The sequence below is a fragment of the Anoxybacillus sp. LAT27 genome (assembly GCF_022030075.1).
GTDB classification, from domain to species: Bacteria; Bacillota; Bacilli; order Bacillales; family Anoxybacillaceae; genus Anoxybacillus; species Anoxybacillus kestanbolensis.
This window is the reverse complement of sequence record NZ_JAIWYK010000061.1, coordinates 1-12,502: the sequence shown is the minus strand read 5'-3', so window position 1 is coordinate 12,502 and position 12,502 is coordinate 1. Positions and strand designations below refer to the sequence as shown.

Here is a 12,502-nt window from a genome sequence, read left to right as displayed (position 1 = left end):
TTATTATGAGATGGATTGTCTACAAATGCAAAACATATGCTCATATGGAAGGAGCTACAAATTCAAATCGCGATAGTTTGGATGGTGTTTTAACAGCTCGGAAACAGTAACAAATATATATCCTTTTTCTTTTAAAATCGGTAAAATTTCTTTTAATGCTTGAACAGTTTGTTTTCGGCTACCGCTTCCGTGGTCATGAAATAAAATAATTTGTCCAGGCTGAATATGTTCAACGACACGGCGGACAATTCGTCTTGTTCCAGGATTTTGCCAGTCATACGTGTCTTGATGTTTTGACCACATTACAACGGTATATCCCTGTTGTTTGGCGGTGTCAATGATCTGCTTATTGTAGTAGCCGAGCGGGGGACGAAATAACGTCGGGCGTTTTCCGGTAATGTGATACAGTACATCGCCTCCTTTTTTTATTTCTTCCTCAATCGTTTGTTTTGATTTTCCACGAAAATCGATATGTTTATATGTATGATTGGCGATCTCATGCCCTTCGTTCATTTGACGTTTAATCATGTCAGGATACTTTTCCGCGCGAAATCCGACGACGAAAAAAGTCGCTTTCGCATCATATTGTTTTAAAATCGCTAAAATGTCAGGAGTGTATAGTATGTCTGGTCCATCGTCAAATGTAATGGCAACCATTTTTTCATTTGTCGGAACGCTCCAAACGATATCATCATTCGTTCGATGTACAGGTGTTGATGCAGTAAGTAAGAAAGATAAAAATAAGAAAAGTACGTTCATTTTTCATCCCCACTTTTTTTATATATGATGTGAAAAAAGTTGTTGTGTCATTCTCTTTTCTACGCAAAACATAGTAAAATAAAAATAGTCGATATGCGGGAAGGGATGTAAATTGAGAAAAGTAGTTGGTATCATGACATTTTTAATTGTACTCGTTGCAGGAGGAGTATGTTTGTTCGCACAAGAAAAACAACTAGTGCGCGCAACATGGCTTTGGAATCCATGGTTGCTTGTGGAAAATGAAGATCGTGTCTTGTCATTTTTAGAAAAAAAGCAAATAAGCGATGTATACGTCCAAATCGATGTTGAGGTCCCCGTCGATACGTATCGCCAATTTGTCCGTCGGGCAACTGAAAAAGGAATTCGTGTGTATGCGCTCGATGGCGCCCCAAATTGGATTGAAAACGGAGAAGAACTAGAACGTTTATTTCGATGGTTTGACCAATATGAAAGCGTTGCCGAGAAGAATGAAAAGTTTTTCGGTGTACACTTAGATGTTGAGCCGTATTTGCACGCATGGTGGCGAACGAATGAAAAAGAGGCGGTCGCTTCATATCAAACGTTGTTACAACGAGCACATGAACTTGCGAAAGAACGATCGTTACGTTTTGAAGTCGATATTCCGTTTTGGTTTGATGAAGTATCATACGGCAGTACGAACTTAGCGGAATGGGTGATTGCACATGCGGACGGTGTGACGATCATGGCGTATCGCGATGAAGCGGAGAAAATCATTAACATTGTAAAAAAAGAAATGCAAATAGCTAAAAAGTACGAAAAACAAATTGTTGTAGGTGTTGAAACAGGACAAGTTGACGAAGGGGATAGCGTTTCGTTTTTTGAAGAAGACGAGGCGTACATGAACGAGCAATTGGCGATTGTTCAGAAGTACTACGCACGAACAAAAAACTTTGCTGGCATCGCTGTGCATCATGTCGAGCAATGGATGAATAGGAACGGAAAAACCAGTGAAGGTGAGATGGATGAGTGAGCGTGAAGAAAAACAGCTGTATACGCTTGCGGAGTTTTTTGAGCTTGTCGGAGAACGACGAATGGAGTTGTACGAAGGTGTTCCTGTGCTCATGGCTCCAGCCTCATACGAGCATGAGGGGGTTGTAGCGAATGTAGTTGGGGAAATCACATTCGCGTTAAAAGGTAGCCCTTGTTTTGTGTTTGGAAGCAATTTGCAAGTTGTGTTTCTTTTCCAAGATGAGCAAAAAGGAAAAGAAAATGTCACGGTGTTACCGGACATCTCGGTTGTTTGTGAGAAAGAGAAACTGCGCAATAAGCGTTGTTATGGCGCCCCAGACCTTGTTGTCGAAGTTCTTTCTCCAAGCACTGCAAGAAATGACCGATTATTAAAGCGTTATTACTATGAAAAAGCAGAGGTAAAGGAATATTGGATTGTTGATTATCAGCATCAGACGATTGAAAAATATGTCCTTTATAACGATCGTTTGCAACTAGAAGAAGTATATGATGCGCAAAACGATCATTTTGTCTCAACTTTGTTTCCAAATATACAGTTCTCTACACATGATATTTTTTCATTTCTTGATATATAAACAAAGAGGAAGGGGAAAATGTATGTCGAAACACACGAAGCACATTTATGAAGCAGAAAGACGAGTACAACAGGCAAAAGAAAAAATGGACAGCACGTATCGCTTAGCATACCATATTATGGCGCCGGTAAACTGGATGAATGATCCAAACGGATTGATTCAATGGAATGGAGAGTACCATGTATTTTATCAGTTCCATCCCGACAGTCCAAAGTGGGGGCCGATGCATTGGGGGCATGTGAAAAGTAAAGACCTTGTGCATTGGGAGCGTGCACCGATTGCGCTTGCACCGAGTGAGTGGTACGACGAAGGCGGTTGTTTCTCTGGAAGCGCAGTCAATAATAATGGTGTCCTGACACTCATTTACACAGGAAACGTTTGGCTAAATGAAGAACAAACAGAACTGAAACAATATCAATGTATTGCAACAAGCAAAGATGGCATCCATTTTGAAAAAGACCCGAAAAATCCGGTGCTTTCTGAGCCACCATTTGACTGCCAAGGGCATATTCGCGATCCGAAAGTGTGGAAACGTGGCGACGACTGGTATATGGTGCTTGGGACAAGAGAGGGGAATAACGGAAAAGTCGTTTTATACAAGTCGAAAGATTTACGCCATTGGGAATATGTAAACATTCTTGCGGAGAGCGATGGTCGTTTAGGCTATATGTGGGAGTGCCCAGACGTCTTTCATGTGAACGGCAAAGATATTTTGTTGTTCTCACCGCAAGGAATCGAACCAGAAGGCGATCGCTTTCAAAACCTTCATCAAACAGGTTATGTTGTTGGTACGCTTGATTATGAAACGGGAAAACTAGCGCACGGAGCGTTTGAGGAACTCGACAAAGGGTTTGATTTTTATGCCGCGCAAACGTTTGAAGATGAACGAGGGCGACGTATTTTGTTCGGCTGGATGGATATGTGGGAGTCACAAATGCCGACGCAACAACACGGATGGGCAGGGGCGTTAACGATTCCGCGTCTGTTGGAATTGACGGATGATGAGAAACTGTTGATGAAGCCAGTGCCGGAATTACAATTATTGCGCGAAGAACATATGCGTCTGGAATCGATTTCAGTAAATGAGGGAACATATGCGTTGCCGATGAAAGGTGACCGACTTGAGTTGCTTGTTCGTTTTTCCTTAGGTGATTTTCATGGGAACGCATTTGGTGTCAAAGTGCGTTGTTCAGAAGACGGAAGCGAAGAAACGATGTTCCGCTATGATGTGAAAGACTCCATCGTGACGTTTGACCGAAACCGTTCCGGAAAAGGAGAGGGCGGTATTCGTCGCGCTGTATTGGATAAGAAAGGAGACGTCGTCACGTTTCATTTCTTCATTGACCGTTCTTCTGTTGAACTATTTGTCAACGACGGGCGACTTGTCATGACAGGGAGAATATATCCTTCTGAAACGAGCCAAAGAATCAAATTATTTGCAGAGGGTGGAAAATTGACCGTGCTTTCTGTTGAGGCATGGACGTTGCAAGATATTTGGGGTGAGGAATAAAACGAATCGCCCACCTTTGTCGTGGGCGATTTATACATATTTGCTGATCGCTTCGTTAAACTGTTTTTGTATATCTTTATCATGTAAAAGTGTTTTGTAGTTTGTTTTTGAAAATAAATAGGTAGAAATGCTCGGATCTTTTAACAAACGCTTTACAGTGTTTCGATCGAACGTTTTTTGTGTTTCAATGACTTTTGTTGCTTGCATATGTTTCAATCCTCGTTTTGCGCTGAGGTAACTAAACTGGCCTAACAATAAAAAATCTAACAATCCACCCAACATTTCCAAACATATCGTGACTAGTGTTTCCATTCTCTGTTTTTCCCCTCTCCGCCCCTTTGTTATTTTTGATATATGATGTCCTCTAATGTTTCTGCATCATTTTTGTTTAACGTACCTATGTTTTCTTCTGGATCACTGCTTATTATCGTTGCCCCAACGTCTGCATGTTCGAACCATATTCTGTACTGGAGCGTTTTTTCAGGCATATGTTGTTTCACTTGTCTGAACATAATGAGCTCGGCATCTTCTTGTCTAACCATTTTCACTTCTATATATCGATTCCATTCAATTTTTGTAAATACGCGCTGTAATGATTGTAATGTTTTTAGGTCTGTTATTTCTTTTTCAGATGATGTTTTTCCATCGGTATAAATAATTACGTTCGCTTTTGTTATGATATCATCATCTTTTTGGATGAAGTAAAAGAGTGATATTCCAACGATTGTAAAAAGAAACATCCACATATTTTTATGCATTTGATTTCCTCCATCTTCCTAATTGGATAATATTTTATCATGATCGACTAGTTTTTTGAACAAAGAAAATGTGAGAAGAAGTTTATAGAGGCAGAAGGAATTGAAATTTTGCAAAATCAAGAAAGCGATGTTTAATCTAAAAAAATGTTGGATAAATATAGAAATACTCGATGCAAATATCGGAGCGATCATGCTAGTCCACTATCACAACTCCACAGGTGCATATCGTCCCTCCACATTTTCTCCATATTTTTTTTGCTATAATGAAGAAAAACGCCAGTAAGGAAGGAATTTTTGTGCGAAAACTTTCGTTTAAGTTAGGGCTATTGTTTTTTGTCTTTGTACTAGGAATCGAAGCGGTATTATTTGCGTCGTTATACGTGACACTTGTGAACGCGAGGATTAATGAAGAATTTGAGCAGTTGCTGGCAAGAGGAAACAATCACCGGGATGTATTGGAAAAAAGCTATCACCCTTCCACGTTAGAACATGTCGTCATGATGGAGTCGGAAGCGGAAACGGATGTCGTCATTACCGATGCGAAAGGGAATATGTTGTATTTTTCTGATCATATTTTGCCGTTTGCGAAAAAACTTATTCCGTCTGTGGATGTCCGCCACATTCCACATAGCGGAATGGTCGTGCAAAGCAACTGGAAAAATGAATCGTATATCGCCACCGCCAGCCCGATTCGGATGGACGGCAAAGCAAAAGGACATGTCTATATGTTTCAGCGGACGGCTTCCATTCAAAACATGATTGCCAAATTAAAACACCATTTTCTCGTTGTCGGCATTCTTTCTGTCTTTTTGACGATTTTGACGATTTTTTTTTTATCGAGGGTGATTACGATTCCGCTCGTTCGAATGAAACAAGCGACTGAGAAACTAAGCAAGGGGGACTTTTCAGTTCGTTTGCAAGTAAAAGGAGAAGATGAGTTAGCACAGCTCGGAAAAGCGATTCAAACCCTTGCGACCGATTTGGAATATTTAAAGAAAGAACGAAATGAATTTTTAGCGAGTATTTCACACGAGTTGCGCACTCCGCTTACTTATGTGAAAGGATATGCCGACATTGCGCGCAGACCGAACATCGCCGAGGAAGAACGAGCAAAATATTTGTCCATTATTTATGAAGAAGCAGAGCATATGCAAAAATTAGTGAAAAATTTGTTTGAACTCGCGAAAATGGATCAACATTCGTTTCAAATCGAGAAAGAGCCAACTCCACTATGTCTTTTTTTTAAAAAAATATACGAGAAGATGTATCCTGCTTTTCAGACGAAAAATATGGCTCTTGTCTACCGCTGCGAGGAAAACATCACCGTCCATATCGACCAACAGCGGTTTGAGCAAGTGATGATGAATCTTTTGGACAATGCGTTAAAATATTCTCACCAAGGTTCTACCGTTTCCATTGACGTAAAAATGAAGAAAAAGAACGTGATGATCATGATTTCCGACGAAGGAATAGGAATTCCCGAAGCAGATTTGCCGCATATTTTTGAACGATTTTATAGGGTGGATAAATCAAGATCGAGAACAGGTGGAGGGACGGGATTAGGCTTGGCGATTGTGAAAGAAATTGTCGAAGCGCACGGCGGTTCGATTTCCGCCACGAGCCAATTCGGAAAAGGGACAAAGATAGTTATTACGTTACCGAAGGGGGATGAACATGTACACGATATTACTAGTGGATGATGAAAAACGAATGTTGGATTTACTAGAGTTGTATTTGATCCCAAACGGGTACCGTTGTGTGAAATGCGAGTCAGGAGTAGCGGCGATTCGCTATTTAGAAAATAATAAAGCGGACCTTGTGTTGCTGGATGTGATGATGCCAGAGATGGACGGATGGGAAACGTGCCAACAAATACGGGAGTTTTCAAACGTTCCGATCATTATGGTTACTGCACGGGATGCAACGACAGATGTTGTTCAAGGACTAAAAATTGGCGCGGATGATTATATTACAAAACCGTTTGACGAATCCGAATTGCTCGCTCGGATTGAGGCGGTATTGCGCCGTTCGGTCGGAAAACAAACGAAACTCGAGTTTAACGGCTTAGTTTGGGATGAAGAGCAGCATAAAGTCCACTATGATGGGCACGATATTTTTCTCACCCCAAAAGAGTTTGCCATTTTAGGTCTTTTTCTCACACATCCAAACCAAGTATTTAGCCGAGAACAGATCATCGTTACATTATGGGGGTATAACGCCAATACAGAAGAACGGACAATCGATTCGCATGTGAAAAATATTCGCGAAAAGCTCCGTCAAGTTGGTTTTCCAATCGATGAATGTTTGCAGACCGTTTGGGGTGTAGGATATAAATGGGGGGGATAAGGTAAAAAGAAATGGAAGAGAGGCTCATTACACTGTTTCATACATATGAAAGCGTTGCTTATCTCATTAGTATTGCAATCAATATCGTGATCAGTATTTTAGGCGTTGTACCGAGCGTATTTCTCACTGCAGCTAATTTGGTGGTATTTGGCTTTTGGAAAGGCACCTTTTTATCGTTTGTAGGGGAAGCGGTTGGCGCGATTGTTTCGTTTCTGTTGTATCGAAAAGGTTTTCGGAAACTTTCGGAAACGAAATGGCTTTCCTATCCGAAAGTCAAACGTTTGCTTGCGGCAGAAGGAAAAGAAGCATTTTTGCTTGTTGTATCTTTGCGTCTTCTTCCGTTTATTCCATCAGGAATAGTCACGTTCGTTGCCGCGATCGGGAGCATGTCGCTCCTTCTTTTTACAGCCGCCAGCTCGCTTGGAAAGCTCCCAGCCCTTTTGTTAGAAGCATACTCGGTGTATCAAGTGATGAATTGGACATGGCAAGGGAAAGTGATATCGACTGTTTTTGCTGTTTTTTTATTTCTGTTTACTTGGAAAAAAGTTGTTCAGAACAAGACGTAAACGCCCCATTACATCTTGCATATACAAAATCTACGTTTATACAAAGGAGAATCAATCATGACAAAAATGACGAAAGCGATCATCATGACATCAGCCATTTTTCTTCTAAGCGCTTGTTCATCATCCAACGAAAAAGAGCAAGCCTTTATTACAAGCAAAGAACAAGCAAAATCGAATGTATCTGTTACCAATAATCCTTTCTTTAAAGAAAAAAAAGAAGGAAAGTTCGAACATTTACATGGAATTGGTTATGCAGGCAACCAAAATGCGATTTACTTTGCTACACATGAAGGTTTACTTGTTTACCAAAATAATAAGTGGTATGAAACGACTTCCAATAAACATGATTATATGGGCTTTTCGGCTACAGACGACGGCTTTTACTCATCAGGGCATCCGGAAGAAGGTTCATCTTTAGGAAATCCGCTTGGTCTTGTAAAAAGTCTTGATCATGGACAAACGTTGATGAACTTAGGGTTTTATAAAGAATCTGATTTTCATTATATGGCAGTAGGCTATAAAAGCCATACGATTTATGTCGTGAACCAAGAAGAAAACAAAACGCTCGGACAAGGGCTATTTTACAGTAAAGACGACGGCAAAACGTGGTCGCCAAGTCAATTGGACGGCTTGCCGCAAACGGCAGCGGGAACGATTGCTGCCCACCCAACGGATGAAAATATGGTTGGAATTAGTACATCGGAAGGAATTTTTGTTTCAAGAGATAATGGGAATACGTTTGAACGGTTCACGCGAAAAATCAATACGACGACGTTTGCGTTCCAAGAAAAATCCATTGTATTTGCAGCTGTAGAGAACGATAAGCCGATCCTAATCAAACAATCACTAGACACAAAACAAGAAGAAGTTCTTTCCGTTCCTGCATTGGATGAAAAGGATCATATCATGTATATCACTTCTAATCCAGCAAATGACAACGAAATAGTGATTGCGACGATGAACGGGGATATTTTCATGACAAAAAATAACGGTGCAAGCTGGACAAAACTAGCATCGAAAGGGAAAATATAAAAAGACATGCGGGTGCATGTCTTTTTGCTTACTGAAATATACCGCTCCACAATTTCTGCAAAATTCACTGCTACAATGTATACATCAGATAAAGAAGAAGGTGAGAAGAAGGGTGTATTCGTTCTTGAGTCAAATCAGTAACTTTCTAAGTCAACCGTTTCTTAATATGGCAAATAGCATGACAGCGATTCCTATTTTGTCAGCCTTTCTCCTTGGTATCGTGGGAGCGATGGCTCCGTGCCAACTCACCAGTAATTTAGGAGTGATCACGTTATACAGTAATCAGTCTTTGCAAAAAGGAATGGCTTGGAAAGAGTTGCTTTTATTTATTTTCGGTAAAATCGTTGCTTTTTCCGGTTTAGGCTTGATTGTCTGGCTCATGGGGAAAGAGATTCAAAGTACGCTAACATTGTATTTTCCGTGGTTAAGAAAGCCCGTTGGTCCCATTCTCATTCTTGTAGGCTTATATTTGTTTGGGCTTTTTAAAATGTATTGGAACGTTACTTTGTTCAAAGTGCCTGAGAGATGGCGAAAAGGAAAAATCGGTTCGTTTTTCATGGGATTTGGCTTTTCGTTAGCTTTTTGTCCAACGATGTTTGTGCTGTTTTTTGTCACTCTCATGCCTCTCGTCTATTCAACGTCTTATGGGGTGCTATTACCGAGCATCTTTGCCGTTGGAACTTCTGTACCTGTTATTTTCTTTATCTTTGTCCTTTGGTACTTAGGATTTAGCGGCACTCTGATGAAAAAAGGAAGGCAGGTAGGGGGGGTTGTTCAAAAGGCAGCCGGAATCGTGATGGTTTTACTTGGTATATTAGATACGATCACTTATTGGTTTTAAAGTTAGGAAAAGGAGGGGAACTCAATGATGTTTGGCGGTTCTTTCATGATGGTTGGGATGATGTTATTTTGGGTTGTATTAATCGCCGTTGGTTTTTATCTCTTATATCGCTTTATCAATGATCGTAAAGAAGAACTCTCTCCGATGGAAATCTTGAAAATACGATTAGCCAAAGGAGAGATTTCTTTAGAGGAGTTTGAACGGCTGTCGAAAAAAATGTGAATAAATGATGGAAAATTGTTGACGATAACGATGTGTCAACAATCTCTTTTGTTGTGTTGTATACCCATTACCGGTATAATGTAACCAGAGAGGTGATATTTCATGAACCATTGCGAAGATCATAATATGGATAAAAAAATGGTTCCACGAACGGAACAGGAAATCGAAAGCATTATGAAGCGCTTGAAGCGCATTGAAGGACAAGTGCGCGGGGTGCAAAAAATGGTCGAAGACAATCGGTATTGCATCGATATTTTAGTGCAAATTTCTGCGATTACGGCCGCGTTAAATAAAGTCGGATTGAATTTGTTAGAACGCCATGTCAGCCATTGTGTGTCGAAAGCGATCCGCGAAGGAAGCGGAGAAGAATCGATTCGTGAATTAATGGATGTCATTAAGCAATTCTCAAAATAAGGGGGGAAAGGTGGATGGATGAACAAAGAACCGTGACACTGAAGGTGACTGGCATGACATGTGCCGCCTGTTCTGCCCGCATTGAAAAAGTGCTTAATAAAATGGACGGCGTGGAAGCGACCGTCAATTTAGCGATGGAAAAAGCGACCGTTCAATACGACCCGAATAAATATAGCCTTGCCGATATTGAAGCGAAAATTGAAAAGTTAGGGTATGGCGTGGCGGCTGAAAAAGTGACGCTCGATATTGAAGGCATGACATGTGCCGCATGTGCGACACGGATTGAAAAAGGGTTACATCGGATGGAGGGCGTGACAAGCGCTACGGTGAATTTAGCGACAAATAGTGCGGTGGTCGAATATAAAGAAGGCGTAACGTCGGTCGAAGCCATTTTAGAGAAAATCAAAAAGCTTGGGTACAAAGGGCAAATTCGAAACGAAGAACAAGACGATGCTGGCCGGAAAGAAGAGTGGCTTAAACAAAAACAGCGGCAACTCGCCATTTCCATCATCTTATCGCTCCCTTTGCTTTATACAATGGTTGCCCATATGCCGTTTCATATCGGCTTGCCGATGCCGCATCTCTTGATGAATCCGTGGTTCCAGCTTCTTTTAGCGACACCCGTTCAGTTTTACATCGGCGGTCCTTTCTATGTCGGGGCGTATCGGGCGTTACGAAACAAGAGCGCGAACATGGACGTCCTCGTGGCGCTTGGCACATCAGCCGCGTACGTTTACAGCTTGTATGAAGCTTTTCGGACGCTTGGGAATCCTGAATATATGCCAAGATTATATTTTGAAACGAGTGCCGTCTTGATTACGCTTGTGCTTGTCGGAAAATACTTTGAGGCGCTTGCGAAAGGGCGAACAACAGAAGCCATTTCTAAGCTGTTGAGCCTGCAGGCAAAGGAAGCTACTGTCATTCGTCATGGGGAAGAAAGAAAAGTTCCGCTCGAGGAAGTGGTAATCGGCGATACGATCCTTGTTAAGCCAGGAGAAAAAATCCCGGTAGACGGTACGGTTATTGCCGGAGCATCCTCCGTAGACGAATCGATGATTACCGGTGAATCGATTCCGGTGGATAAAAAGGAAGGCGACTATGTGATCGGGGCAACCATTAATACAAATGGGGTACTAACCATTCGCGCAGAAAAAGTCGGGAAAGATACCGCACTCGCCAATATCATTAAAATCGTTGAAGAAGCGCAAGGGTCGAAAGCTCCGATTCAGCGGATGGCGGATACGATCTCCGGCATTTTCGTTCCAATTGTTGTCGGAATTGCCGTGTTAGCATTTCTCATTTGGTATTTCGTTGTGGCTCCAAATGATTTACCAACTGCGCTGGAAGTGGCGATTGCCGTTCTCGTCATTGCGTGTCCTTGTGCGCTCGGTCTTGCAACGCCGACATCGATTATGGTCGGTGCAGGCAAAGGAGCAGAACATGGCATTCTTTTTAAAGGAGGTGAGTATTTAGAAGGAACGCATAAAATCAACGCGGTCTTACTCGATAAAACCGGAACAGTGACAAAAGGAAAACCAGAAGTGACAGATGTTTTGTCATTTCAAGAACATATGCTCGACTATGCCGTTTCGGCCGAGAGCGCTTCCGAACATCCGCTAGCGCAAGCGATTGTGGCGTACGGAAAAGCAAACGGAATCGTCGCGCAACCGTTGACGCAATTTTCAGCGCTCGTTGGTCATGGAGTGGAAGCGACGGTAAACGGAAAGCATGTACTCATCGGTACGCGCAAGTTAATGAATGAACGTGCAGTCGATATTGCAGAATATGAGGAACAAATGATAAAGCTTGAAAGCGAAGGAAAAACAGTCATGCTTGTTGCGATCGATGGACAGCTTGCTGGAATGATCGCTGTTGCCGATACGATCAAAGAAACATCGAAACAAGCCATTGCGACATTAAAACAAATGGGCATCGATGTGTATATGGTGACAGGCGATAACAAACGAACAGCCGAAGCGATCGCCAAACAGGTCGGTATCGATCATGTCTATGCAGAGGTGCTTCCGGAAGACAAAGCGAACATCGTCGAGGAATTGCAAAAGCAAGGGAAACGAGTGGCGATGGTCGGTGATGGCATTAATGACGCTCCAGCTCTTGCGAAAGCGGATATTGGGATGGCGATTGGCACAGGAGCGGATGTCGCGATTGAAACGGCGGACGTGACGCTCGTTGGTGGCGATTTGCTGCACATTCCAAAAGCGATTGAACTGAGTCGGCAAACGATGCGCAACATTCGGCAAAACTTGTTTTGGGCATTATTTTATAATAGCGTTGGCATTCCAGTCGCTGCGGCTGGGTTATTACAACCATGGATCGCTGGGGCAGCGATGGCATTTAGCTCTGTATCCGTTGTGACAAACGCGCTTCGTTTGAAACGCGTGAAAATATAAACATTTAAGGAGCATTCCTGTTAGAAAGGTTTTCGGGGACTTGAAAGAAAAAAGCCCTCTTGGTATGATGCAGGGGTG

General features: G+C 42.0%; 14 protein-coding genes. 11 read left to right on the top strand and 3 right to left on the bottom strand.

Annotated elements, in window-relative coordinates; all coding sequences use genetic code 11:
• Positions 1-54: 54 nt before the first annotated feature.
• Positions 55-759 carry a polysaccharide deacetylase family protein gene (locus LD028_RS02600; RefSeq protein ID WP_237810835.1) on the bottom strand — a complete coding sequence of 235 codons (705 nt, stop codon included), beginning with the start codon at positions 757-759 and terminating at the stop codon, positions 55-57.
• A gap of 112 nt (positions 760-871) precedes the next feature.
• Between LD028_RS02600 and LD028_RS02595 the strand changes: the two genes are divergently transcribed.
• The 3 genes from LD028_RS02595 to LD028_RS02585 are packed head-to-tail and all read left to right on the top strand — an operon-like array spanning position 872 to position 3,834.
• The gene (locus LD028_RS02595; protein ID WP_237810834.1) at positions 872-1,750 is read left to right on the top strand and encodes an amidase; all 879 of its coding nucleotides are present in this window, start codon (positions 872-874) and stop codon (positions 1,748-1,750) included.
• Entirely contained in the window at positions 1,743-2,324 is a 582-nt protein-coding gene (locus tag LD028_RS02590) for a Uma2 family endonuclease (protein ID WP_237810832.1), read from the top strand. The genes LD028_RS02595 and LD028_RS02590 overlap by 8 nt, the downstream gene beginning before the upstream one ends.
• 22 nt (positions 2,325-2,346) lie before the next feature.
• On the top strand, positions 2,347-3,834 hold the full coding sequence (locus LD028_RS02585) for a glycoside hydrolase family 32 protein (RefSeq protein WP_237810831.1): 1,488 nt from the start codon (positions 2,347-2,349) through the stop codon (positions 3,832-3,834).
• 30 nt (positions 3,835-3,864) lie between these two features.
• Here the strand turns inward: LD028_RS02585 and LD028_RS02580 are convergent, their stop codons facing one another.
• Complete coding sequence (locus LD028_RS02580) at positions 3,865-4,146, bottom strand: hypothetical protein (protein WP_237810830.1); 282 nt, start codon at positions 4,144-4,146, stop codon at positions 3,865-3,867.
• A gap of 29 nt (positions 4,147-4,175) precedes the next feature.
• Positions 4,176-4,592, bottom strand: coding sequence for a hypothetical protein (locus LD028_RS02575; RefSeq protein WP_237810829.1), 417 nt, complete (start codon positions 4,590-4,592; stop codon positions 4,176-4,178).
• Between the two features lie 296 nt (positions 4,593-4,888).
• On the opposite strand from LD028_RS02575, the gene LD028_RS02570 reads away from it, so the two are divergent.
• From LD028_RS02570 to LD028_RS02535, 8 genes are all read left to right on the top strand, one after another.
• Entirely contained in the window at positions 4,889-6,292 is a 1,404-nt protein-coding gene (locus tag LD028_RS02570) for a sensor histidine kinase (protein ID WP_237810828.1), read from the top strand.
• Entirely contained in the window at positions 6,267-6,938 is a 672-nt protein-coding gene (locus LD028_RS02565) for a response regulator transcription factor (protein WP_237810827.1), read from the top strand. The genes LD028_RS02570 and LD028_RS02565 overlap by 26 nt, the downstream gene beginning before the upstream one ends.
• A gap of 11 nt (positions 6,939-6,949) precedes the next feature.
• Positions 6,950-7,504, top strand: a complete 555-nt coding sequence (locus LD028_RS02560; RefSeq protein ID WP_237810826.1) for a TVP38/TMEM64 family protein — start codon at positions 6,950-6,952, stop codon at positions 7,502-7,504.
• Positions 7,505-7,561: 57 nt separating this feature from the next.
• Positions 7,562-8,536, top strand: a complete 975-nt coding sequence (locus tag LD028_RS02555) for a F510_1955 family glycosylhydrolase (protein WP_237810824.1) — start codon at positions 7,562-7,564, stop codon at positions 8,534-8,536.
• A 112-nt stretch (positions 8,537-8,648) separates the two neighbouring features.
• Positions 8,649-9,377 carry an urease accessory protein UreH domain-containing protein gene (locus tag LD028_RS02550; RefSeq protein ID WP_237810823.1) on the top strand — a complete coding sequence of 243 codons (729 nt, stop codon included), beginning with the start codon at positions 8,649-8,651 and terminating at the stop codon, positions 9,375-9,377.
• Between the two features lie 24 nt (positions 9,378-9,401).
• Positions 9,402-9,599, top strand: a complete 198-nt coding sequence (locus LD028_RS02545; RefSeq protein ID WP_237810822.1) for an SHOCT domain-containing protein — start codon at positions 9,402-9,404, stop codon at positions 9,597-9,599.
• A gap of 102 nt (positions 9,600-9,701) precedes the next feature.
• Positions 9,702-10,013: a metal-sensing transcriptional repressor gene (locus LD028_RS02540; RefSeq protein WP_077428523.1), complete on the top strand. Its 312-nt coding sequence runs from the start codon at positions 9,702-9,704 to the stop codon at positions 10,011-10,013.
• Between the two features lie 14 nt (positions 10,014-10,027).
• Positions 10,028-12,424 (top strand): heavy metal translocating P-type ATPase, encoded by a 2,397-nt coding sequence (locus LD028_RS02535; protein ID WP_237810821.1) that lies wholly within the window; start codon positions 10,028-10,030, stop codon positions 12,422-12,424.
• Positions 12,425-12,502: the final 78 nt, after the last annotated feature.

What these genes read in the sequence shown, in the direction of transcription:
- LD028_RS02590 (WP_237810832.1), top strand. Translation starts at nt 1,743, where the DNA reads ATGAGTGAGCGTGAAGAAAAACAGCTGTATACGCTTGCGGAGTTTTTT.
- LD028_RS02555 (WP_237810824.1), top strand. Translation starts at nt 7,562, where the DNA reads ATGACAAAAATGACGAAAGCGATCATCATGACATCAGCCATTTTTCTT.
- LD028_RS02600 (WP_237810835.1), bottom strand. Translation starts at nt 759, where the DNA reads ATGAACGTACTTTTCTTATTTTTATCTTTCTTACTTACTGCATCAACA.
- LD028_RS02560 (WP_237810826.1), top strand. Translation starts at nt 6,950, where the DNA reads ATGGAAGAGAGGCTCATTACACTGTTTCATACATATGAAAGCGTTGCT.
- LD028_RS02575 (WP_237810829.1), bottom strand. Translation starts at nt 4,592, where the DNA reads ATGCATAAAAATATGTGGATGTTTCTTTTTACAATCGTTGGAATATCA.
- LD028_RS02565 (WP_237810827.1), top strand. Translation starts at nt 6,267, where the DNA reads ATGTACACGATATTACTAGTGGATGATGAAAAACGAATGTTGGATTTA.
- LD028_RS02585 (WP_237810831.1), top strand. Translation starts at nt 2,347, where the DNA reads ATGTCGAAACACACGAAGCACATTTATGAAGCAGAAAGACGAGTACAA.
- LD028_RS02580 (WP_237810830.1), bottom strand. Translation starts at nt 4,146, where the DNA reads ATGGAAACACTAGTCACGATATGTTTGGAAATGTTGGGTGGATTGTTA.
- LD028_RS02540 (WP_077428523.1), top strand. Translation starts at nt 9,702, where the DNA reads ATGAACCATTGCGAAGATCATAATATGGATAAAAAAATGGTTCCACGA.
- LD028_RS02535 (WP_237810821.1), top strand. Translation starts at nt 10,028, where the DNA reads ATGGATGAACAAAGAACCGTGACACTGAAGGTGACTGGCATGACATGT.
- LD028_RS02545 (WP_237810822.1), top strand. Translation starts at nt 9,402, where the DNA reads ATGATGTTTGGCGGTTCTTTCATGATGGTTGGGATGATGTTATTTTGG.